The following is a 21,788-nucleotide window of genomic DNA, read 5'->3' as shown; positions in this document are numbered from 1 at the left end:
GAGAGTAGGTCGGGCGGAGTTCAAAAAGAGTGACGCGGAAGTGACAGGGACTCCGTCGCGGCGGCCTCGGCGGCTTCCGCGAGCTCGGCGGCGAACGCGCGCAGCAGGGTGTGCACGGTGTAGCGGCCCGGAGCGACTTCGCACACGAGATGGGCGTCGGCGAGACGGCCGAGGATCGGCCGGGCCTCACGGGGCGACAGACCGGCGAGGTGGGCGGCGGTGTCCGCCGCGATGCCGGGGCCGGGGTGCAGCGCCACGAGGCGGAAGAGCCGGACGTCGGCGGGCGGCAGCGACCGGTGGGACGCGGCGAACGCGGCGCGGGCGTCGGCCGCCCCGCCGACGCCCGCGAAGGCGTCGAGGCTCCCGTGCGCGGCGCGGAGTTCGGCGGCGAGGGCGGCCAGCGGGAAGTCGGGGCGGCTGACGGCGCGCGCGGCCACGATGGCCAGGGCCAGCGGCAGCCGGCCGCAGCGGTCGATGATCTCCTCGGTCGCCGCTGGCTCGGCGGCCGACCGCCGGTGGCCGACGCGCAGGGCCAGTGCGGCGCGGGCGTCGGCGGCGGACGGCAGGTCCAGACGCAGCGCCCGTGCCCCGCAGGCGATCAGACCGGGCAGCCGGTCACGGCTGGTGACCACGGCCAGACAGCCCGGGGCGGTGGGCAGCAGCGGACGTACGTGCTCGGTGTCGGCCGCGTCGTCGAGCACGACGAGGACCCGGCGGTCCGTCAGCAGCTCGCGGTAGAGGTCCGTGAGCGCGGCCATGTCGTCCGGGAGCTGCCGGGGCGGTGCTCCGAGCGCCGTCACCAACCCGCGCAGCGCCTCCACGGGTTCCGGCGCGGCCCTGGCGGCCGGGTCGCAGCCGCGCAGCTCGACGTAGAGCTGACCGTCCGGGAACCGGGCCGCGGCCTCATGGGCCCAGTGCACGACCGACGCGGTCTTCCCGACGCCCGCCATTCCGCTGACCAGGATCGTCCCGGGCGCCCCGGAGGACGCCGCCGCCCGGGCGAGGGCGGTCAGCTCCCCGAGCTCCTCGCTCCGACCGGCGAACACCGTCAGGCCGGGCGGCAACTGTGCGGGCCGGGCGAGGAGTTCCACCGGTTCGGACAGCGCGGTCCTGACCGGTCGGTGCGTCGGGGGCGCGGACGCGCGCAGCTCCTGACGGAGGACCCGGGTGCGGGCCTCGCTCAGCTCGTCGCCCGGGGCGACCCGCAACTCCGCGGCCAGCCGGCGCCGTACCTCCTCGTACGCCGTCAGCGCCTCGGCCTGCAGTCCGCAGGCCGCCAGCACCATCACGAGCCGGGCGTGCAGGGACTCGTCCAGGGGCTCCAGTCCGACGGCCCGGCGCAGGCTCGGCAGCACGAGGCCCGCCGTGCCGCACAGCAGGGCCGCGTCGGCAGCCATCCGTGTGGTGACCACGAGTTCGTGCTCCACGGCGCGGAACAGGGCGTGCTCGCGAGCCGACGCGGGGATCCCCATCGCCACCGGCCCGCGCCACTCGCCGAGGGCCCCGACGAACTGCCGTACCGCCACCTCGGGCCGACCGGTGGCGGCTGCCCGCTTGCCCCGCAGGGTGAGCTCGCGGAACCGCAGCAGATCGATCTCGTCCGGCTCCGCGTCCAGGAGGTAGGCACCGGTGCGGCGCGGCAGACGAAGGCCGGGCGCCCGGGGCAACAGCCCCGGTTCGAGCAGCCGCCGCAGCGCGCCGACGTACCGGCGCACCACGTTCGGGGCGCTGGCCGGCGGACGGCCCGCCCACAGGACGTCCACGATCTCGCTCACCTGCACAGGCCGACCCGCCCGCACCATGAGCAGCGCCAGGAGGGCGCGTTGCTGCGGGAATCCCAGATCGAGTTCCCGCTCCGCCCGTCGTACCCGCAAGGGGCCCAGCACCTCGAACCGCATCACCTCGTCGGACTCCCCTTCTCCCCCACCCATGACGCTACGGGACCACCCTCCGTGCGCCCTCGGTCAGGTGGCCGGAGGCGGTTCGTCCGATCGGCCGTGAACGGCGCTCCCCGACGCGGCCGACGCCTGCCATGCGCTGGGGGACATGCCGTAGGCGTCCCGGAAGGTGCGGCTGAAGTGCGAGGGGCTGCTGAACCCCCAGCGCTGCGCCACGGCGGCCACGCTCAGCCTGCGGTTCGCGCTCCGGCCCAGCTCGCGCCGGCACGCGTCCAGCCTGCGCCTCCGTATCCACTGACCCACCGTGGTGCCCTCCTGCTGGAAGAGCTTGTGCAGGTAGCGGACGGAGATGCGGTGGGCGAGCGCGATCGATTCCGGCGACAGATCCGGATCCGTCAGATGGTCTTCGATGAAGGCCCGGATCCGTGACACCGTCTCGGTACCGACGTCCGACGCGTCGGGGGTTTCCTCCCCGAGGAGTTGCACGACGAGCACGGCGACGAGGTCGACGGCGTTGCGAGCGAACCGGTGCCCCGTCCTCGACCTGCGGAAGTCCGTCTCGGCGGCGAGCGCCGAGAGGAAGTTGGACACCAGCGCGCCGACACCCTCGTCGCCCCGCACGCGCCGACCCATGACCTGGTGCAGGTCCGAGGACGACATCCCCAGGTGACTGCGCGGCACCCGGAAGACCGTCAGCCGACAAGGGCCGCCGAAACGCAGGTGGTCACGTCGGACCGGATCGTGGAACACCAGGTCGCCGGGGGCCAGGAACACCTGGGTGCCGCCCCGAGTCACCGAGACCGAGCCGTGGACGTGCAGGCCCAGGTGCAGGTACGCGTCGTCGGTCGAGTCCGGCGGCCGGAAGAGACGACGGACCGGTTCGTTGTCGCGCGAGGCGTCGCGTGGGGCGCGCGAGGCGTCGCGTGGGGCGGCGGAGCTCGGGTGCGGGCCGTACGTCTGCTGTGCCGCCGCCTTCGGCACGCGCGGCATCACCGAGTCGATCACGAGGACTCCCGAGGTGACATCTCGGGCCCGGGGCCCCGACCGAGGAAATTCTCGACGTCCATGCTCGCCATTGTGGATCGCCGGTGTCTCCGTGGTCCGGGAGTTTGGGTGTCGCCGGGGCGCGTGAGGGTCTCGGCCTCCGAATACGGCACCCCGAGCTCCCGTGAAGCATGGTCAGGGCAACGGGAACCAACGGGCGGCGAAGACTTCGAGCGTGGCGAGGAAGACCTCGAAGTCCGCCGCTGTGACCGAGCACTTGAACCGGCCGGTCGAGCGCGGCGGCGTCGGTGCCACGCTTCCAGGCCGACGACGCGATCACTTGGCGCCGCTCTGCGAGATCGCCGTGTCGGTGGCACGTCATAGGGTGCGCCCGACAACCAACGGCCGCTGAGCGAGGGGCGAAGGCATGCACGACGGGATTCGGTGGCTGGTCGATCTGGAGCACTGGATGTCCAGCGTGGTGTTCGCACGCGGGATTTCCGCGCAGGAACTGGCGGTACGTATGGGAGGCGACCGGGACGCAGCGACCGAGCCGATCACCGACGCCGAGGCCTGGGACCTCGGCGAGTGGTACCGCCCGGGCGAGGACGGCGATGGTGTGGTCCGGGTCGGAGAGCATGGAGGCTGGTCGTTCGCTCTGGAGTACGGGGACTCGACCGGCGGGGACCGGCTGGCGGTGATCTCCCGCGAAGGTGCCGAAGCCGTCCACTACGTGCCGATGCAAGGGCATCCGCCGGCCACTGTGTTCTACGCTCGGGACGGCGTGGAACTGTGTGGCTTCGGACTGGGCGAGGAAGTGTGGCGCTGGGGCCGGGAGCCTGACCTGCTGCTCCCGGACCTCGTTGCCGGGCACGTGCTGCGGCCCGACGGGACCACCCTCATCGCTCACGAACGCGAGCACTACACGGATACCTACCGGCGCACCCTCGGCGTGATCGAGCAGCGGTTCGGCCTCTCGCTCTCCCCGGCCTGTCTGAGGGAGGCCCGCCTGCCGGCGTATGCGGTTCGCGGGACCCCCGACACGCACATCTGAGGAGGCCGGCCGTTCGTCATCATGGCCTTCATCGCCCAACCCGGCGGACCTGTGCGGTCACAGCACTAGGGCTGTGCCACCGCATAGCCGGGTACGGATGGCCACCGAACCGTCAGTACTACCGACTCCTCCTCCGCGAACCAGGAGTGGTCGACTCCCCGGCCCCACACGACGTAGTCACCCTGCTGTTCCAGGAGAACACTGCGGCCGGGGAGTTCGACGCGGAAGCGACCGCTGATGAGCAGCAGGAGGGCCGTTCGCTCCTCGCCTCTCACCCACTGCCTTCGCTCGTCACCACGCGGATGGACGCCCCATTTGATCTCAACAGCCTCGCTGTGGCGCGGATCGTCGGCGTTCTTGAAGTGTCCGAGGAGCCACCCCCGGTCCAGTGCCGCGTCCTTGCCCGCGCTGCCCACGTACACGCTCTCGTTCATGATCCGGACGCTAGCAGTCGCTCCTGCCGGCACGACCAGGGCTTTCGCGACAGGCCTTGGCGCTGCATCAGGCAACGTCCGCCCTGTCGACGACCCGGCGCGGAGCGGCAACCGGCGGACCCATCGGGCGGCAATCCCGCGTCGCTCGCGTACCCCCCGCGTCCCAGCCGTCAGAATCACCGATCGGTGAGGGGGAATCCGGCACACCCCAGGAGGGCTCCTGCTCGGATTTCCCGGGCTCACCGTGCAGTACGAGGCCATGGCGTCACCATCGTCGAGACCTCTGGCCGAAGCCGTCGCGGAGGCCTGCCCGCGGCATCGAGCCGGGCAACCCGGCGCAGAGCCTCAGGAGGGCGAGGCGGCCGGGATGTACGGGCGTTGGCTGCGGGAGGGAGCGGAACGCGACATGGCCGAGCTCTCCGCCCGCTACGCCGAGCTCGGCGCCCACGGGTTCGGCTGACGCGCTCGCGGGGCAACGGCCCGCCTCATGGCGCCAGTTGGAGATCGGTGCTGCGCCGACCGGCCACGCACTGCTCACGCGGGTGCGGGAGCCGGGTTGCCGTAGTAGGCGTCGGGCCCGTGTTTGCGGGTGTAGTGGCGGGCCAGGAGGTGTGGGGGAGGTGGGGCTGTCGGGGACAGGGCCAGGGTGTGGATGGCCATGTCGGCGACGGCCTCGCAGATGACGGCGTGTTCCAGGGACTTGCGGGCGGTGGTGCCCCAGGTGAAGGGGCCGTGGTTGGCGACGAGGGCGGCCGGGACTTCGGCTGCCTTCTGGTCGTCGCCGGCCAGCACGTCGACGATGACGCGGCCGGTGTTGTACTCGTAGTCCTTCTTGCACTGGTCGGCGGTGAGGTCGGGGGTGCAGGGGACGGGGCCGTTGAAGGTGTCGGCATGCGTGGTGCCGAGGACCGGTATGTCACGGCGGGCCTGGGCGAAGGCCACCGCGTGGGTGGAGTGGGTGTGGGTGACGCCGCCGATGGAGGGGAAGGCCAGGTAGAGGCAGCGGTGGGTCTCGGTGTCGGTGGAGGGGCGCAGGTCGCCGTCGACGACCTCGCCGTCGGACAGCCGGACCGTCACCAGGTGGTCGAGGGCGAGGTCCTCGTAGGGGATGCCTGAGGGCTTGATGACGAAGACCCCCGCCTCGCGGTCGACGCCACTCACATTGCCCCAGGTCAGCGTGGCCAGGCCGACCTGGGGGATCGAGAGGTTGGCGTCCAGTACCTCTTGCCGCAGGCCGTCACGGACTCGTACTCGTGCGGTCATCGGTGGTCTCCTTGCGTGCGGATCATGGGGGTCACAGGGCTTGGGCGAGACGGTGGTAGGCGGCGTTCCAGCGGATTTCCTTGGTGAACTGCCCGGTGGTGGTGGTCTCGTCGATGGTGAGCAGCTCGACGCCGGTCATGGCGGCGTAGTCGGTCAGGGTCTCGGTGTCGACGGCGGTGCTGAGCACGGTGTGGTGCGGGGCGCCGGCGAGCAGCCAGCTCTCGGCGGACTCCGCGAGCGAGGGGAGCGGCTTCCACACGGCCCTGGCCACCGGCAGGCGGTGCAGGGGTTCGTTGGGGGTGATGACGTCGACGGTGTTGGCGGTCAGCCGGAAGCGGTCGCCGAGGTCGGAGAGGCCGACGACCACGGCGGGGCCGGGGGCCGCGTTGAAGACCAGCCGGACCGGATCCTCGCGGCCGCCGATGGAGAGGGGGTGGATCTCGCAGCGAGGGCGGCCGTCGGCCACAGAGGGGCAGACCTCCAGCATGTGGGCGCCGAGGATGCGCGGAGTGCCCGGGCCGAGGTGGTAGGTGTAGTCCTCCATGAAGGTGGTGCCGCCGGGCCGGCCGGCACCCATGACCTTCATCGTGCGCAGCAGCGCCGAGGTCTTCCAGTCGCCCTCGCCGCCGAAGCCGTAGCCGTCGGCCATCAGGCGCTGGACGGCGAGACCGGGCAGCTGGCGCAGGCCGCCGAGGTCCTCGAAGTTGGTGGTGAAGGCGGTGAAGCCGCCCTCGGCGAGGAAGGTCCGCAGGCCGATCTCCTGGCGGGCCGCGTACAGCAGCGAGTCGTGGCGGATGCCACCGGGGCGCAGCGCGGGGACCACGTCGTACGACTCGACGTATTCGGCGGCGAGTTCGGCGGCCTCTTTGTCCTCGACCTCGTCCACGACGGCCACCAGGTCGTTGACCGCGTAGGTGTTCACGGAGTAGCCGAAGCGCAGTTGGGCCTCGACTTTGTCGCCCTCGGTCACGGCTACGTCGCGCATGTTGTCGCCGAAGCGGGCAAGGCGCAGGGCGCGTGAGGCGTGGCGGCCGACGGCGGCCCGTGCCCAGGCCGCGATGCGTCGGACGACCCTCGGGTCGGTGGCGTGACCGGCGACGATCTTGCGGTCGATGCCGAGGCGCGACTCGATGTGGCCGAACTCGCGGTCGCCGTGGGCGGCCTGGTTGAGGTTCATGAAGTCCATGTCGATGCTCGGCCAGGGCAGCGACAGGTTGTACTGGGTGTGCAGGTGCAGCAGGGGCCGGTCCAGCGCGCTGAGTCCGGCGATCCACATCTTGGCCGGTGAGAAGGTGTGCATCCACACGATCACGCCCACGCAGGTGTCGGAGGCGCTCGCCTCCTGGCACAGCCGCCGGATCGACTCGGCGTCGGTGAGGACCGGCTTCCACACGATCTGGACCGGGATCTTCCCGGGGGCGCCGAGGATCTCGGAGATGCTCCTGGACTGTTTGGCCACCTGGTGCAGGATGTCGTCGCCGTACAGGCCCTGGCTTCCGGTGAGAAACCAGATCTCCTGGTTCGGGTAGGGCGTGGCGTTGGTCTCCATGAGGGTTCCTTTCAAAGGGAGTTGACCACCGGGCGGGGGTGCCGCTCAGGCGGACGCCTGGGCGCGGAGGCGGCGCAGGCGGTGCATGACCTCGTTCGCGCCACGGCCGAAGTAGTCGTGCAGGAGCCGGTATTCGGCGTACAGGCGGTCGTAGGCGGCGGCCCGCTCGGGATTGGGCCGGTAGACGGCCGGGCGGGCCTTGCCCATGGCGTGGGCGGCGGCCCGGATGTCCGGGTACGCCCCGGCCGCGACCGCCGCGTGCATCGCCGCGCCGAGCGCGGCGCCCTGCGCCGAGTCGATGACGCCGAGAGGGAGTCGGGTGACGTCGGCGTAGATCTGCATCAGCAGCGGGTTCTTCGTCAGGCCGCCCGCGATGATCAGCTCTCGGACCGGGACGCCGGACGTCTCGAACGCCTCGATGATGGTGCGGGTGCCGTAGGCGGTGGCCTCCAGCAGCGCCCGGTAGACGTCCTCGGGGCGGGTGGACAGCGTCAGACCCACCAGGACGCCGCTCAGGTCATGGTCGACGAGCACGGACCGGTTGCCGCTCTGCCAGTCCAGGGCGATCAGCCCGTGCTCGCCCACCTTCTGTTCGGCGGCGAGGGCGGTGAGGTGTTCGTGCGGGTCGCGGCCGAGTGCGGCGGCCTCCTCGGCGTACGACACGGGGAAGGCGGTGCGCACGAACCAGCCGAAGATGTCGCCGACGCCGCTCTGCCCGGCCTCGTAGCCCCACAGGCCCGGCAGGATGCCGCCGTCGACGACCCCGCACATGCCCGGCACTTCGGCCCACTGGTCGGAGCTCATCACATGGCAGGTGGAGGTGCCCATGATGGCGACCATCCGGCCCGGTTCCACCGCGGTGGCCGCGGGTGCCGTCACATGGGCGTCCACGTTCCCCACGCACACGGCGATGCCTTCGGGCAGGCCCGTCCACACGGCGGCCTCCGCCGTCAACCCGCCTGCCAGATCACCGAGTTGGCCGATCGGCTGGTCCAGCTTGTCGGTCACGAAGTCGGCGAAGCCGGGGTTGAGCGCGGCAAGGTGGTCGGGGGAGGGGTAACTGCCGTCCTGGAGCTGGCCCTTGTATCCGGCGGTGCAGGCGTTGCGGACGTAGGTGCCGGACAGGCGCCACACGATCCAGTCGGCGGCCTCGATCCAGCGGTCGGTCAGCTCGTAGAGTTCGGGGTCCTCCTCCAGCAACTGCAGGGCCTTGGCGAACTCCCACTCCGAGGAGATCTTCCCGCCGTACCGCCGCAGCCAGGGCTCCTTGCGTTCGTCGGCCAGTGCGGTGATGCGGTCGGCCTGGGCCTGCGCGGCGTGGTGGCGCCACAGTTTGGCGTAGGCGTGCGGTCGGCCGGCGAGGTCGGGCAGTTCGCACAGGGGCGTGCCGTCGGCGAGGACCGGCAGGACCGTGCACGCGGTGAAGTCCGTGCCGATACCGATGACCTGCTCCGGCCGCACACCGGATCGGGCCAGGGCCTCGGGTACGGCGATCCGCAGGACGTCGATGTAGTCCGCGGGCACCTGCAGTGCCCAGTCGGGCGGCAGCGGGGTCCCGTCGGGGAGCTTCCGGTCGAGGACGGCGTGGGTGTACGGGTGCTCGGCGACGGCCAGTTCGGCGCCGTCGGCGACACGGACCACCACGGCCCGCCCGGACAGCGTCCCGTAGTCGACTCCGATGACGTAGGTGTCGGGATGGGTGTCTTCGCTGTGCTCGGCGTTCACCACCGGGCCGCCCTTCTGTTCGGTGTTTCGTGCACTGTTCGACATGCTGGATGAGATGGAGAGAGGGAATCTGCGGAGTAGGGGTTCCGGTCGGGTCCCGGCGCAAGTGCCCGGGTCCCGACCGGAGTTGGCCATCAGCCGGTGACCGGCGCGACGGTGATGCGGTCGATGTTGGGTGCGTAGGCGCCGGCGTCGGCGAAGGTGATCGTGTTGGTGCCGGCGGTGAGAGTGACCGGCACGGGCAGGTCCCAGTAGGTGGACCAGCTGTAGTTGTTGCGGAACATGACGGTCTGCGCGGTGCCGCCGTTGATCGAGATCTGGGCCGCCCGGGAGACGACGTTGGTGTTGTAGTTCCCGGAGCCGGAGACCTGGTCGTTGGCGTAGCGGACGTTCATGACGTACCGCCCGGCACTGGCGGCGCTCACCTTGAGGGTGAGGGTGTTGGCCGAGCCGTTGCCGATGTAGCCGACGTAACTGCCGCCGGAGGCCCAGGTGTCCGAGGTGGCGACGGCGGTTCCCGCGAGGGTGCCGCTCTCGGCCTCGTAGGCGGTGACGCCCGTGGTGTCGGCGCTCGCGGCCACGCGCAGGTCGCGCAGTGTCAGCGTGGTGGAGCCCGAAGTGGCCGCGGTGATGCGGTTGTTGCCCGCAGACAGGTACAGCCGCGAGCTCTTGTCGGTGAGCGTGCCGCTCGTGGAGGCGAGGGTGACGGCGGTGGCGCCGTCCAGGGTGAGGGTGCCGGACCCGTTCGAGGAGTAGTCGGTGTGCACGGTGTAGTAGCCGTCGGTCGGCGCGTAGACGTCGAAGGCGGCGGAAGAGCCCGAGGGCAGGGCCAGGGCGCCGGCACCGGTCGTGCCGGAGGCCGTGTAGCTGTAGGTGGGCGAGCCGGTGATGTCCGCGTACGTGGCCGGATAGGAGGTGTCCGCGGTGGAGGCCGCGGTCAGGTCGATCTTGTCGAGGGTGACCTCGTTGGTCCCCTTGGCCAGGGTGATCGTGTGGGTGCCCGCGGTCAGGGACACCGAGGCGCCGGCCGTGGAACGGTAGGTCCAGTTCAGCGTCGGCGAGTAGGTGACCGTCTGCGACGAGCCGCCGTCGACGGTGAGGGTCTGGGTCGCCGGGCCGCCGGACTGGTTGCCGTAGAAGACGTTGAGGTTGTACGTGCCCGTGGTGGGGACGCTGACGCTGAAGGCGACCTTGCTGTCCGTCTGGTTCAGGCTGCCGACGTCCTTGGTGCCCGAGGTGGCGTAGCCGTACGCGTTGGAGACGGAGCCCTGGGTGTAGACGGTGCCGTCGGTGATGGTCGCGTTCTCGGCCTCGTACGACGCCGACCAGGGCACGCTCGCCGTGGTGGGCGTGCCGGTGCCCGCGGGGTTGACGACGATCCGGTAGGCCGACATGGGGTCGAGGTTGGTCAGCGGCACGGTGATGCTGCCGTCCGAGGCGACGGTGTACGTGCTGCGGGCCAGCACGGTCGGCGCGGGGCCCGCGCCCTCGTAACCGCTCCAGGCGGTGCGCTCCACGGAGACGTTGACGGTGCTGCCGAACGACGACGGTATGTGCTGCACGACGGTGTTCGCCGAGCCGGAGGTGCCGCCGCCGAGGAGGACCTGGGCCTGCTTACGGCCGGTGTCGAGGGACGCGATGCCCTGGAGCGTGTCGATCACGTTGGACTGCGGCGGGGTCACCTTGGCGGTCTGGCCGGTCAGGCCCGCGTACCAACGCAGCAGCCACCAGTCGCCGTTGGGGATGTCGGTCTGGCTGACGTTGCCGTCCAGGTTCCCCGCGATGTCCCAGTACGCCTGGTCGGCGTAGACCTTGTTCCGCTCGAACATGGACATCCACTGGACCATCTGACCCGGGACCGAGAGGTCGGGGCGGTCACCGTACTCGTTGATGTTGACCGGCCGCGCGCTGATGCCGGCGTTGCTCTCGATGGTCCGGTAGGCGGCGAGGTTCCCCTCGAAGTTGGACAGGGAACTGGGGTCCAGTTCGTGCCAGGTGGTGATGTCCGGCAGGACGTTGTTGGCCTTGGCCCAGGGGTAGAAGTCGCCCATCAGGCGGGCGTCGTAGTGGGTCTCGTTGGGGCCGGCGATGCGGGCGTTCGGGATGATCGAGTGGATCTTGTTGTAGACCGTCGTCCAGTCACTCTCGAAGCTCGCGAGCGCGCTGTTGTACGTGGCGGTGGTCGAACTGCCAAGCCCCGTGTACCAGTTCCCGTCCGGCTCGTTGAACGGCACCCACACGAACGTGCTCGCGTCGGAGCGGGCCGCGACCTCGCTGACCATCGTGTCGACCTTCGACAGGTAGTCGCTCAGCCCCAGGTTCTCGTACGGCCACGAGGCGTAGATGTCCTGCATGTAGATCAGGTTGTCGCCGCCGCCCCCGCGGGCGAAGGCGGGCTGGACGGCCAGTGCGTCGCCGTTGGGGTGCTGGGTACCGTCGGGCGCCTTCTGGGCGATGGACGTCATGTGCAGGGGCGTGACCAGGCTGTCGCCGGGCACGCCGTCGTCGCTGAGTCCGTACAGGGCGCCGTTGGCCCCGTGCATGACCGCGCCGGTGGTCGTGCCGAGATCGACGGTCAGCTGCGGGGTGGCCGCCTGCGCGGCGGGGACGGTCAGCGCCGTGCCCACGAGGGCGGCGGTCACTACGACCGCGCCCATGAGTCCGCTGACAGTACGGGGTCTGCGAGGTGTTCGAGGCATGGCTGTCCTCCTCCTCCCGCGGCGTCACGGGAGGCTGTCGGTGTGCTTCGGGGTGACCTGGGCGGGCGAACGCGCCGCGCCCCGGGGCTACTTGACGGCGCCGCTCGTGATGCCGGAGACGATGCGGCGCTGCGCGATGACGAAGACGAGGACCATGGGGAGGCTCATCATCACAACGTAGGCGAAGATCAGGTGCCAGTTGTTGAGGTAGAGCTGCGCGTTGGCGACCTGGTAGAGGTTGAGCGGCAGGGTGGCCTTGGCGCCGCCGCCGAGGACGAAGAAGGCGTAGAAGATGTCGCTCCAGGCGTAGAGCATCACCATGATCGTCGCCGTGGCGATGACCGGGCGCAGCAGCGGCAGGATGATGCGGAAGAAGACCCGCACCGGTCCGGCGCCGTCCATGCGGGCGGCCTCCTCCAACTCCTCGGGGAGGGCGCGGATGAACCCGGTCATGAAGAAGATCGAGGTGGACAGGTACATGCCGGCGTAGACGCCGATCATGCCGGGACGGGTGCCGGCCAGGCCCAGTTGGCGCAGTTCCATGACGATGGTGATGACTGCGGGCGGGAGCAGTAGCCCGCTGATGCTCAGCGCGTACAGGGTGTTGACCAGGCGCCCCTTGCGGCGGGCGAACACCCAGGCGGCGCCGGCCCCGAGAAGCAGGACGAGGACGACGGACGGGGCGACGACCAGGAGGCTGTTGACGAAGCCCTGGACGACCTTGCCCTCGTCGAAGCTCTGCTTGTAGTTCGCGGCGGCCTGGACGTGGTGGGGCAGGGAGAGGTTGGGCTTGATGGCCTCCGCCTGCGGCTTCACCGAGGTGACCGCCACCAGCCACAGCGGGATGCCGATGGTGACGCCGGCGACGATCAGGACGACGAGCGGCTGGACCCAGCGCAGCGGGCGCAGGCGTGCGGGGGTGAACGCGGTAACGGTGGTCACTGGTTGTTCTCCCTGCGGCGCAGGCCGACGATGACGGGCACGGCGAGGACGACGACGATCAGGAAGAGCACCAGGCTCATCGCCGACGCCTGCGCGTACAGGCCCTGGCCGAAGATGCGGAACATGTAGATGTTGAACACCTCGGTCTCACCGCCGGGACCGCCCCCGGTGGTGGCCTGGACGATGTCGAAGGTGTTCATGGAGCCGATCAGCGCGGTCGTCACATTGAACGTCACCGCAGGTGCGAGCAGCGGATTGTGAGCGGTCACAACGTGGGCGTCAAGAGACCGTAACTGGGGATTTACCTTTCGAATACGCCAGACGGCGCAGCACATCCCTCTCCCGCCGAGTGCGAATCACCAGTTCAGCACCCACGAAAGCCACCGCAGGACCGAACCATCCCGGAAGGGGAAAATGCGTTGACTGCTGTCGTCGGAACAGTCGAGAGGTCCCGTATCTGGTCGCACCCGGAGCTCGGGCTGCATGCCGTCCTGGACGCCACGGGGTCGGTGAGACTGGGGACACCCGGCCAGGACTGGGCCCGCCTGGTCCCCCTCGTCGAGGTCACCGCGACCGGCCACGGGCGCATGTGGTCGGGAGAACGATTCATAGAGACGGCCATCGGCGACCGTCTGACCTACCGCGACCATGAGACGGTGCGGGACGGACGGGACGGAGGCCGGGAGCGTACGACGATCCGGCTGGCGGACCCGGCGACCGGGCTGGCCGCCGAGGTCACCCTGGAGGCGGGCTCCGGCGCCGACTCCGGTGCGGGTTTCCTGCGCGCACGGGTACGTCTCGTCAATGAGGGCGCCGCTCCGCTCCGGCTGGAGAGCGTCACGACCCTGGCCCTCGGCGGCATCTCCGACGCCGACGGCGGCCTCGACGGACTGACCCTGCACTGGGCGGACAACGACTGGCTCGCCGAATGCCGCTGGCGGCAGGCCGCGTTCCGCGACGAGGTCGTCCCGCTGAGCCGAGCCGCTCACGGCCACGAGGGACGCGGCTGCTTCGAGCGCTACTCACAGGGCAGCTGGTCCACCGGCCGCCACCTCCCCGTCGCCGCCCTCACCGACCGGGACGGCCGCGCCTGGCTCTGGCAGATCGAGTCCAGCGCGGGCTGGCGCTTCGAGACCGGCGAACGCGAGGGCGCGGCCTACGTCGCCCTGTTCGGACCCGACGACGCCCACCACCAGTGGCACCACACCCTCGCCCCCGGCCAGGAGTTCCACACCGTCCCCGCCGTTTTCGTTCGCACGGAGACCAGCGGCCTGGACGCCGCCTTCGGGACCCTCACGGACTACCGCCGCGGTATCCGCCGCGACCACGCCGACCACCGCACCCTCCCGGTGATCTACAACGACTACATGAACACCCTCATGGGTGATCCCACCACCGAACGGCTCCTGCCCCTCATCGAGGCGGCGGCGACCGCGGGCGCCGAGGTCTTCGTGATCGACGCCGGCTGGTACGACGACGACGCTCAGGGCTGGTGGGACGCCGTCGGCGCGTGGGAGGCCGCCCCCAACCGCTTCCCGAGCGGCATACAGGAGGTTCTGGACGCCATCCGTCGGCACGGTATGACCCCGGGACTCTGGCTCGAACCCGAAGTCGTCGGCGTACGCAGCCCCTTGGCGCACTCCCTGCCGCCCGAGGCGTTCTTCCGACGCGGCGGCCTGCGCGTCACGGAACACGGCCGGCACCACCTGGACCTCCGTCACCCGGCCGCCCGCACGCATCTCGACGAGGTCGTGGACCGGTTGGTCGGCGAATGGGGTGTCGGATACCTGAAGCTGGACTACAACATCAACATCGGTCCGGGGACGGAGGGCGGCGTCGGTACGGCGAAGGGTGTCGAAAGCGCGGGCGCCGGGCTGCTCGGGCACCACCGCGCCCACCTCGACTGGATGGCCGCACTCCTCGACCGCCACCCCCACCTCGTCCTGGAGAACTGCGGATCGGGCGGCCTGCGCATGGACTACGCGCAACTCGCGGTGGCACAAATCCAGTCCACCAGCGACCAGCAGGACCCGCTGCGCTACCCGCCCATCGCCGCCGCGGCCGCCACCGCCGCGACACCCGAGCAGGCCGCCGTGTGGGCGTACCCCCAGCCGGACCAGAGCCTGGACGAGATCGCCTTCACCCTCACCGGCGCGCTCCTCGGCCGTATCCACCTCTCCGGCTTCCTCAACCTCATGAGCGACGAGCAGTTCGACCTCGTCCGCTCGGCGATCTCGGTCTACAAGGACCTCCGACCCGAGATCAACGGCGCGCACCCGTTCTGGCCACTGGGCCTTCCCGCCTGGGAGGACGAGTGGATCGCCCATGGACTGCGGGGGCAGGAGGCCACGTACCTCGTGATCTGGAGACGCGAGTCCGGCAGCGGCGGCGGGACCGTCCCGAGCGGTGCCGGCGAAGGGAACAGCCCCGCCGACACCGACCGCACACTCACCGTCCCCCACCTGCGGGGCGCGCACGTTCACACCACGGTGCTGCATCCCGCGACCGCCGGTGCCGCCACGGAGTGGGACGCAGGCGACGGGAAACTGACCGTGTCCCTGCCTCGTGCCAACACCGCCGTTCTCCTCCGGTTGAGCCCGGTTTCACATGTATGACGTCCTCGACGGGCAGCTCCCGATCGCTGGGCGCGAGGGTCCACCGACGAGTGGCTGTCTGCGGGGACGGAGGCCGGCCTTCGTCCGCCGCTATGTGCCAAGCGCCCCGCTACCACCCGATCGGGACTCCCGTTCGACACGCATGACTCAAGATCGAAAAGACGACAGTCCCTCACCCGACGGGGATACGTGCTGCACGACTGTGAGAGCGGCAAGGGCACGCTGGTCAACGGCGAGGAGGTGGAGCCGCAACTGCTGCAGCCAGGTGACGAGAGCACCATGGGTCAGTAGACGTCGCACGTCAGGCACTCGGACGGGCGCCGCGCCGTGCCAGGTGACCGCGCCTCACCTCCAGGGAAGCCGCACAGCCCGGTTGGCGTCGGCGCGTCGGCAGCCAAGCCCCGGCGGGTGATGCGCGGCCGGTGGCGCCGGGCATCACCCGCCAAAGAACGACTCAGTGCTTGTTGACCGCCGAGGCCCAGTCGAAGTTCACGCCCATCTGGGCGTACATGGTCGAGTACCCGACGAAGCAGTTGAACTTCTCGACCTTGCCGTTGTGCAGGTACCAGAAGTCGGCGGTCGGCACGTCGACCTTCGCGCCGGTCGGCTTGACGGTGCCCGCCGGCGACTGCAGCGGCCCCTCGAACGTGCCCTGGATCGACAGCTCGATGCTGACCACGTCGCCGTTCACGGTGATGCGCTTGAGGTCACGGTGAACATCGGGGAAGAGGTTGGCCATGTAGGGCAGAACGTCACCGAGCGCCTTGCCCCGATATGCCTGTCCGGCGACCATGTCGTTGAAGACGCCGTCCTTGGCGAAGCTGTTGACGAACGTGTTGACGTCCAGGCTGTTGCCCTCCGCCACGTGGTACGCGCGCAGGACGACTGCGAGATTGGCCCTCTCGTGCTTGGTCAGGTGGCGGTCCGTGAGCGGCAGCTTCGCCAGTTCGCCAGGAGTCAGGTCCGGGTGGACCGCCGTACTGCTGTGGACCGCCGCACTGCCGTGGGCGGGGCTTGCGGCCTGTGTCGGCGCAGCGGCGATGGAAAGACCACCCAGGATCGCTATCGCGGCCGTGGCGGTGATCGACTTCCGGCTGAGCAGCTTCATGTCGTGTTCCTCCAGGTTTGTTCTCAGGATCCGAGATCCGTCGCATCGGTCTCTCGCGCTCTTAGTAAATCAAACGCTCGCTTGAGCTTATGGACGGCAGCGTAAGACGTCAAGCCAATGTTTGAATTGTGTGGTCGCGCAGCCGTGGAGGCGTGTGTCCATGCGGCCGTCTCGCGGCCGGTCATGTCGGTTCTGTGGCGGTGATCCGGTGTGGCCTTCGGTGACCCGGCCGTCCGCTCTTCGAGGCTTCGAGGTCTTCAACCGCCGCTTCGGGGTGGGGTGTTCGATCAGTGCGCACTCGGCGCGCGCGTGGGCGGCCTCCGCCTTCTCGCGGACCTTGGCGCCGGTGCCGCGCTTGGCATCGCGCTCGCGCCGGGATCGGATTCGCTCGAGTTCGGCCCCGATCCGTGAAGCGACTGTTTGACAATGTACTCAAGCAGCTGCTTGAATATATGCCATGATACGGGCGGAAAAGACGGACCTGCGCCGAGAGGCCGGTCAGCGCACGCGGGACGGCCTGCAGACGGCCGCCCTGGAGTTGCTCGCGCAACGAGGCCAGGAGGGTGTGACACTCCGCGAGATCACGGATCGCGCCGGAGCCAACGTCGCCGCGGTGAGTTACCACTTCGGGTCGCTGAAGAAGCTGTGCGACACGGCGATCGAGCACGCGCTGGAACGGTACCTGGACGACAAGATCCTGGAACTCGATTCCCTCGCCTCCACCGCGACACTCCATGAGGTGGCGACAGCGTTCGCCCGGCCGATGGTGCGCGCGCTGGCGGCCGGTGGACAAGACCTGGCCGTGATGCGGACCGTGGCGCGGGTCGGCATCGAACCCCCCAAGGGGTGGGAGCGGCTGGACGGCAAGTTCGACCGGAGCCGCCGGGGGGTCGTCCGGCTGCTGACACCGAACCTTCCCGGAGTCGACGAGCAGGAACTGATCTTCCGTACGCGATGCGCGGCCGGCCTGCTGAACTGGCTCGCGCTGGCACCCATCGGCACCGAGCTGGCCGCCATGTCCGCCGAGCAGATCGAGCGGCAGCTGGTCCCCGTGGTGGCCGGGGCGTTCCGCGGGGACGCCGCCGTCGGCCGCTGACCCGGCCAAAGGCCACCGGAATCCAAACCACTGAAATTGGTGGAGTCAACGTCGAGGTGCGGAAGCCGGCTCTGGCCGCCGGCGTCATCCCGATGCGGAAGAAGGACGAGCGCTGGGGGTTTCCCGCAAGGACGGCTTCCACGTGCTCCGGCACACATACGCCTCGGTCACGGAGAGTCTCTCGCAGGTCAACGCCCGCGATCGCATGAGGCCGCCGGGATCTGGGCGCGACTGACTCTGCCTAGATTCTCCCCAGCGGCCTCAGGTGCTCCGTCGGCGTCCGCGATCGAGGCCGCGCCTACTCACGGCGACGCCTCTCGCGGCGACTGCTCAGAGCCAGCTCCTGGGGCCTGTGTGATGTCGTGATCAATCTTGCTGATCCCGATCCGCCTGGAAGGCGGAACCGATAGGAAGACGATCGTGACGCGCAGGCAACTCACCACGGTGCTGGGCGGCACGATCTTCCGTGAGGACGGCCACCTGGTGTTCACGGAGAACAGCGGACACTGGCGTCGGTCGCCACGAACGGGCCAGGCGCCGCCGCACCTGGTGGGAGCGGCGGGGCCTGGGTCCGGTAGTGGGGTCAGCTGGGCGGGTAGACGAGTGCGCCGGAGTCGACGTCGTTGATGTATCGGCCGGCGAGGTCGGCGTAGTACGCGTCGGAAGGGTTGCCGTCCGAGAGGTCGGCGGCCTTGACGGTCGAAGATGTGCCGGTGCCGTCGGTGGAGACCGCTGCGGCGAAGTCGACGAGCTGGCCGGGGTAATTGTCGAGCAGGTAGTTGTTGACCTGCTTGCGGGCGGCCTCCTGGGTCGCGGTGCCGGGGTGGGCGGCGGTGAACGGCGGGATGGTGGCGAGATAGACGGTGATGTTGGAGTTCTGGGTGATCGGCTGCTGGTTGATGTAGATCTGGCTGTCGTCGGTGGAGTACGAGCTCAGCTGGGTCTTGAGGGAGGCCAGTCCGTTCTCCACGTCGGTGGCGCAGGTGTCGGCGTTGCTGGTGCAGTTGAGCAGGTCGGCGGCGCCGGTGGAGACGAGGACGGTGCGAACGTTGCCTTGGACCAACACGTTGCGGTCCAGGGGGTTGAGCGCGTTGAGCAGATTGGTGCTGTTGGTGATCTGCGGCAGCAGGCTATTGCTGTTGGTGCCCGCGTTGAGCACGCCGTAGTCCACGGAGGTGTTCCCGTGGGGATCGTCGACCAGGGCGTTGGTGATCGCATCGCTCAAGTGATGCCGGCCGTCTTCGCTTGCGGTGTCCCCGTTGACGCTCTGGTCTCCGTAGAGGACCAGTGAGCCGGTGGGGTTTGAGGTGGAGGTGGTGACGTCGATGCCTGAGAGGTACGGCAGACCGGTGTAGGTGGTCTGCATGTAGTGGGCGGCGGCAGTGTCACCGGTGCGGTTGGCGGGGTCACTGACCCAGACGGGAGTCCGGGCCACAGAGTGGCCGGGCATGGCGGACACCGAGCCGTGCACCTGCAAGCTGACCAGTACGGTTGCTTGCTGTTGGACGGTCAGGGTGACTGGGTCGCTCGTGGCGTCGCCACCTGCGGGAATGGTGACGGAGGCGGAACCGTCGAAGGTCAGCGTTGTGGGTGCCGCGGCTGCTGTGGCGCCGCCTGCGGTGGTGTCCTGCAGGGCAACGGAGGCCGCGTCAAAGGTCACCGGGGTGGCACCCATCGCGTTGGACAGGTGGATGCGCGCCCCGTTTCCGCTGTCGGTGCCGATGCTGACGTGGGCCGGGATGCGTAGGGTCTGGTCGTTGACGGTGGCTGTGCTGTCGTTGGACAACTGCACCTTGTCGGTGTCCTGGACCGAGGCCCAGGTGCCGACCCAGTGCTGGGCGCTGGATCCGCTGCCGGTGACGGTCATCGGCCGTATGCCCAGCCCGAGGATGTGCGGGGTGGGCTGGCCCGCCTGGACGCCGTTGGTGAACAGGGGCAGGGAGACGCTGCTGATGACCGAGCCGGGGCAGGCCAGCGGGACGCTGATGGCGTAGATCTTCGGGCCGGAGCTCGGGCTGGTCTGGGTGTTGTCGCTGTGGTTCTCGTGGACCAGGGTGATCGAGGCCGCGGAGGACGGGCCGGAGAGCCAGTCCGGCACGGTGTCCAGACGATAGTCCTGGTCGGCGGGGTCGCCGTTGGAGTTCAGGCAGTTGTTCTTGGCGTAGGTGATGGTGCCGGTGACGCTCTTGGCTGCGGCCCCGGTGGCGAAGGCGAGGAAGACCACGGCGTCGCCGGTGTTGACCGCGCCGCTGCTGGGCACGGTGACGGTCTGGCCGGAGGCCAGCATGTTGTCGTAGGTGCCGGTGCCGAACCTCGGCAGCGTAATGGTGGCGCCGTCGACGGTCACGGTCTTGCCGCTCTGCCAGCCCGCTGTGCTCGTCAGGTCGGCGGCGTTGAAGCTGTTGCCGGAACCGTCGGCGTCGGCAGGGCTGGTCGTGGTGGTGAAGGTGCTGGTGGCGGTGTTGTTCAGGCAGCCGGTGGTGTCGTTGATCGCACAGGTCAGTTGGGCGGCGGACTGGGAACGAGTGCTGTGCGATGTCGCACGGGGTGGTTGAGCCGAGTCGCCAGACGCCGCGTGGGCCGGCGCCGTGGTCGTCAGTGACCCGGCAGCCAGGGCCGCGGCTACGACAATGACGGCGGCGATCGGCCTTGACGCGGGACGTCTGGAGGCAGGCATGGGTAAGCGAAAGACGGACATGGAGGTCGAGATCCTTCCCGGGGCTCAGGCGGTCCCCCGGTGGGTCCGCGCCGCTGTGCATTCTGGAGGTCGGTATGTGCGCGGTCCATCACTAATTGATCGCCAAGAGCCCGCCTATAGTCCGCTTTTAGCTCATGTGAGTCGAGATGCGTTCCAGAGCGGGTGATTCCTTTGTTTTTCCTGGGAAGATTATTTACGCTTTGTGTCGGCTTCGGGGCCGACCCCGCGCGCGGCCAGGTTGCGGGCCCGGCCGCTACGGATCCGCCCCGCCTCCCCGACCCCTGGCCGCGCACAAACAGCACCCGGAACGACCTGGACCCCCAGCGATCTCCAGACGCGCCAGCAGTCGGCAACGCCTCGCGGCGTTCGTTTCGTTGCGTGGCCGAGCGCATTCAAGGCGTTGCAGGCTGGTGGTGTGAATCAGGCAACTGGTCCGCAGGCGACGGACTTCGATACGGACTATCGTGCCGAGTTTGCATTGGGCGAGCACTCGGCCCGGCACCTGCGCCGCATTCTGCGGCTCTACCTCACCGGAGCGGGTCTCCTCGAGGTGGCCGACGCGGCCGAACTGGCGCTGACGGAGTCGTGGAGGCTGTGACCGATCGGTGGGGCGTGACGCCGCGCCCGGACGGAAGCGGGAAGACGGTGTGGTTCGAGTGCCTGGCCAAGGCGCCGGACGAGCTGGCCAAGGGCGTCGTCAGCCTCGCACCTCCGCCAGCACCGAATCCGTGAACGGGCGTCCACGCCTCGACCGTCCACGGCCTGAACGCCCGGTCCGTGAGGGCCGCGCCCGCCACCCCCGCCTCCGGACCGATCCACAGGAACGTCCCCGACTGCCCGAAGTGCCCGAACGTCCGCGGCGAGGACGAACTCCCCGTCCAGTGCGGAGACTTGGAGTCACGGATGTCGAAGCCGAGCCCCCAGTGTTGGGGTTCTGGTGTTAGGTGCCGCGCTTGTGATGTGGGCACTCAGGGCATGGCGCCAACGTCGACGGGAGTCTGACGAGGGCGGAACGTACGCACGGAACCTGTGACGAGCCGACACCGTCAAAGGCTCAGACAATGGTGGTGGAGGAGGAGCTTCGATTGGGGCCTGCGGCGCCAAGGAAGCATCGTCCTGAACCACCCCCACACCCCCACCAGGACTCGTAATTCGTCGGCCGTGGGTTCGAGTCCCGCCCACCGCACCAGAAGCATGCCCTGATCTGCGGAAAGTTCCTCGTGAGGTGTCGGAGCGTCACCTTCTCGCCAGCGGACGGAATCCGCTGCGCGCGGGCGGTGGCCAGCACGTCGGGGGCGGCTTTGCGCATATAGGGCAGGCGCATCCGGCGCATCAGTCTGTCCAGCTCCTCGGGCAGGGCCGTGGCCTGGGGAAACATCACGGTCGCATATTCCTTCGCTGGTCGGGGTGGGCGCCGATAGGCTCGGCGGGTGATCAATATGGCGGTGCGTGGTGACAGTGGAGACTTCGTGGCTCGCGCCAAGGCCGGTGTGGAGTGGACTGCTGACTTCGCGGACCTGGACCCGGCGGACTTCCCGATGCTCTGGGCTCTGACTCCGTATGGGGATGCGGTGTTCAACCAGCGGCAGATGCCGCTGCTGCTGGCGGAACTCGACCGGCTTCCCGCGGCCTGTGGTGGTGACTGGGTCGCGCAGGCCCGCGAGTTGTGCCAGGTCGTCGAGCGCGGGCTGCACCTGTATCTGTGGTTCATCGGTGACTGATC

The 21,788-nt window shown here is 69.5% G+C and carries 18 protein-coding genes and 3 pseudogenes; 8 read left to right on the top strand and 13 right to left on the bottom strand.

The window, feature by feature from the left end; translation table 11 throughout:
• Nucleotides 1–20 precede the first annotated feature (20 nt).
• Nucleotides 21–1,931, bottom strand: coding sequence for an AfsR/SARP family transcriptional regulator (locus SMIR_RS06130; protein WP_212726712.1), 1,911 nt, complete (start codon nt 1,929–1,931; stop codon nt 21–23).
• 33 nt (nt 1,932–1,964) lie between these two features.
• A complete protein-coding gene (locus SMIR_RS06125; RefSeq protein ID WP_249938381.1) occupies nt 1,965–2,903 on the bottom strand; it encodes a helix-turn-helix domain-containing protein in 939 nt (312 codons plus the stop codon).
• Nucleotides 2,904–3,309: 406 nt separating this feature from the next.
• Between SMIR_RS06125 and SMIR_RS06120 the strand changes: the two genes are divergently transcribed.
• Nucleotides 3,310–3,936, top strand: a complete 627-nt coding sequence (locus tag SMIR_RS06120; protein WP_168497014.1) for a DUF6461 domain-containing protein — start codon at nt 3,310–3,312, stop codon at nt 3,934–3,936.
• A gap of 65 nt (nt 3,937–4,001) precedes the next feature.
• Here SMIR_RS06120 and SMIR_RS06115 read toward each other — a convergent pair whose 3' ends face one another.
• Complete coding sequence (locus SMIR_RS06115; RefSeq protein ID WP_101401670.1) at nt 4,002–4,370, bottom strand: cupin domain-containing protein; 369 nt, start codon at nt 4,368–4,370, stop codon at nt 4,002–4,004.
• A gap of 259 nt (nt 4,371–4,629) precedes the next feature.
• Here SMIR_RS06115 and SMIR_RS06110 point away from each other — a divergent pair, with 259 nt between their 5' ends.
• Entirely contained in the window at nt 4,630–4,830 is a 201-nt protein-coding gene (locus SMIR_RS06110; protein ID WP_168497016.1) for a hypothetical protein, read from the top strand.
• 74 nt (nt 4,831–4,904) lie between these two features.
• Here SMIR_RS06110 and araD read toward each other — a convergent pair whose 3' ends face one another.
• The 6 genes and pseudogenes from araD to SMIR_RS06080 all read right to left on the bottom strand — a co-directional run.
• Entirely contained in the window at nt 4,905–5,633 is a 729-nt protein-coding gene (araD, locus tag SMIR_RS06105; protein ID WP_168497018.1) for an L-ribulose-5-phosphate 4-epimerase AraD, read from the bottom strand.
• Nucleotides 5,634–5,664: 31 nt separating this feature from the next.
• Nucleotides 5,665–7,182: an L-arabinose isomerase gene (gene araA / locus SMIR_RS06100; protein ID WP_168497020.1), complete on the bottom strand. Its 1,518-nt coding sequence runs from the start codon at nt 7,180–7,182 to the stop codon at nt 5,665–5,667.
• 45 nt (nt 7,183–7,227) lie between these two features.
• Nucleotides 7,228–8,952, bottom strand: a complete 1,725-nt coding sequence (araB, locus tag SMIR_RS06095; protein WP_249938380.1) for a ribulokinase — start codon at nt 8,950–8,952, stop codon at nt 7,228–7,230.
• Between the two features lie 89 nt (nt 8,953–9,041).
• Nucleotides 9,042–11,606, bottom strand: coding sequence for a CBM35 domain-containing protein (locus SMIR_RS06090; RefSeq protein ID WP_249938379.1), 2,565 nt, complete (start codon nt 11,604–11,606; stop codon nt 9,042–9,044).
• A gap of 87 nt (nt 11,607–11,693) precedes the next feature.
• Entirely contained in the window at nt 11,694–12,548 is an 855-nt protein-coding gene (locus tag SMIR_RS06085; protein ID WP_168497022.1) for a carbohydrate ABC transporter permease, read from the bottom strand.
• Nucleotides 12,545–12,802: pseudogene (locus tag SMIR_RS06080) on the bottom strand (sugar ABC transporter permease); the annotation flags it as partial. The gene SMIR_RS06085 and the pseudogene SMIR_RS06080, both read right to left, overlap by 4 nt.
• Nucleotides 12,803–12,967: 165 nt before the next feature.
• Here SMIR_RS06080 and SMIR_RS06075 point away from each other — a divergent pair.
• Together SMIR_RS06075 and SMIR_RS06070 are read left to right on the top strand one after the other, a co-directional pair.
• On the top strand, nt 12,968–15,163 hold the full coding sequence (locus tag SMIR_RS06075; RefSeq protein WP_212726711.1) for a glycoside hydrolase family 36 protein: 2,196 nt from the start codon (nt 12,968–12,970) through the stop codon (nt 15,161–15,163).
• A 189-nt stretch (nt 15,164–15,352) separates the two neighbouring features.
• The gene (locus SMIR_RS06070) at nt 15,353–15,454 is read left to right on the top strand and encodes an FHA domain-containing protein (RefSeq protein ID WP_168497026.1); all 102 of its coding nucleotides are present in this window, start codon (nt 15,353–15,355) and stop codon (nt 15,452–15,454) included.
• 163 nt (nt 15,455–15,617) lie between these two features.
• On the opposite strand, the gene SMIR_RS06065 is transcribed toward SMIR_RS06070, so the two are convergent.
• Nucleotides 15,618–16,271 carry a nuclear transport factor 2 family protein gene (locus SMIR_RS06065; protein WP_212726710.1) on the bottom strand — a complete coding sequence of 218 codons (654 nt, stop codon included), beginning with the start codon at nt 16,269–16,271 and terminating at the stop codon, nt 15,618–15,620.
• A gap of 237 nt (nt 16,272–16,508) precedes the next feature.
• Nucleotides 16,509–16,679, bottom strand: a pseudogene (locus tag SMIR_RS44870) (IS1634 family transposase); the annotation flags it as partial.
• A 49-nt stretch (nt 16,680–16,728) separates the two neighbouring features.
• On the opposite strand from SMIR_RS44870, the gene SMIR_RS06060 reads away from it, so the two are divergent.
• The gene (locus SMIR_RS06060) at nt 16,729–17,367 is read left to right on the top strand and encodes a TetR/AcrR family transcriptional regulator (RefSeq protein ID WP_168497030.1); all 639 of its coding nucleotides are present in this window, start codon (nt 16,729–16,731) and stop codon (nt 17,365–17,367) included.
• A gap of 583 nt (nt 17,368–17,950) precedes the next feature.
• On the opposite strand, the gene SMIR_RS06055 is transcribed toward SMIR_RS06060, so the two are convergent.
• Nucleotides 17,951–20,044, bottom strand: coding sequence for an SGNH/GDSL hydrolase family protein (locus tag SMIR_RS06055; RefSeq protein ID WP_212726709.1), 2,094 nt, complete (start codon nt 20,042–20,044; stop codon nt 17,951–17,953).
• Between the two features lie 436 nt (nt 20,045–20,480).
• Here SMIR_RS06055 and SMIR_RS43355 point away from each other — a divergent pair, with 436 nt between their 5' ends.
• Nucleotides 20,481–20,663 carry a hypothetical protein gene (locus SMIR_RS43355; protein WP_248003203.1) on the top strand — a complete coding sequence of 61 codons (183 nt, stop codon included), beginning with the start codon at nt 20,481–20,483 and terminating at the stop codon, nt 20,661–20,663.
• Nucleotides 20,660–20,797 (top strand): hypothetical protein, encoded by a 138-nt coding sequence (locus SMIR_RS43350; RefSeq protein WP_249938378.1) that lies wholly within the window; start codon nt 20,660–20,662, stop codon nt 20,795–20,797. Before SMIR_RS43355 ends, SMIR_RS43350 begins: the two co-directional genes overlap by 4 nt.
• Here the strand turns inward: SMIR_RS43350 and SMIR_RS06045 are convergent.
• Nucleotides 20,763–21,005 (bottom strand): annotated as a pseudogene (locus tag SMIR_RS06045) (serine hydrolase); the annotation flags it as partial. The gene SMIR_RS43350 and the pseudogene SMIR_RS06045 overlap by 35 nt on opposite strands.
• Nucleotides 21,006–21,534: 529 nt before the next feature.
• On the opposite strand from SMIR_RS06045, the gene SMIR_RS06040 reads away from it, so the two are divergent.
• Nucleotides 21,535–21,786: a hypothetical protein gene (locus SMIR_RS06040; RefSeq protein ID WP_248003205.1), complete on the top strand. Its 252-nt coding sequence runs from the start codon at nt 21,535–21,537 to the stop codon at nt 21,784–21,786.
• Nucleotides 21,787–21,788: the final 2 nt, after the last annotated feature.

Source organism: Streptomyces mirabilis (genome assembly GCF_018310535.1).
GTDB lineage: Bacteria > Actinomycetota > Actinomycetes > Streptomycetales > Streptomycetaceae > Streptomyces.
Note: the sequence above shows the minus strand (reverse complement) of the source record. Positions and strands in the feature narration are given on the sequence as shown.

Coding starts and splice junctions, on each gene's coding strand:
- SMIR_RS06130 (WP_212726712.1), bottom strand. CDS start 1,931: ATGGGTGGGGGAGAAGGGGAGTCCGACGAGGTGATGCGGTTCGAGGTG.
- SMIR_RS06120 (WP_168497014.1), top strand. CDS start 3,310: ATGCACGACGGGATTCGGTGGCTGGTCGATCTGGAGCACTGGATGTCC.
- SMIR_RS06115 (WP_101401670.1), bottom strand. CDS start 4,370: ATGAACGAGAGCGTGTACGTGGGCAGCGCGGGCAAGGACGCGGCACTG.
- SMIR_RS06110 (WP_168497016.1), top strand. CDS start 4,630: ATGGCGTCACCATCGTCGAGACCTCTGGCCGAAGCCGTCGCGGAGGCC.
- araD (WP_168497018.1), bottom strand. CDS start 5,633: ATGACCGCACGAGTACGAGTCCGTGACGGCCTGCGGCAAGAGGTACTG.
- araA (WP_168497020.1), bottom strand. CDS start 7,182: ATGGAGACCAACGCCACGCCCTACCCGAACCAGGAGATCTGGTTTCTC.
- araB (WP_249938380.1), bottom strand. CDS start 8,952: ATGTCGAACAGTGCACGAAACACCGAACAGAAGGGCGGCCCGGTGGTG.
- SMIR_RS06090 (WP_249938379.1), bottom strand. CDS start 11,606: ATGCCTCGAACACCTCGCAGACCCCGTACTGTCAGCGGACTCATGGGC.
- SMIR_RS06065 (WP_212726710.1), bottom strand. CDS start 16,271: ATGAAGCTGCTCAGCCGGAAGTCGATCACCGCCACGGCCGCGATAGCG.
- SMIR_RS06060 (WP_168497030.1), top strand. CDS start 16,729: ATGATACGGGCGGAAAAGACGGACCTGCGCCGAGAGGCCGGTCAGCGC.
- SMIR_RS06055 (WP_212726709.1), bottom strand. CDS start 20,044: ATGCCTGCCTCCAGACGTCCCGCGTCAAGGCCGATCGCCGCCGTCATT.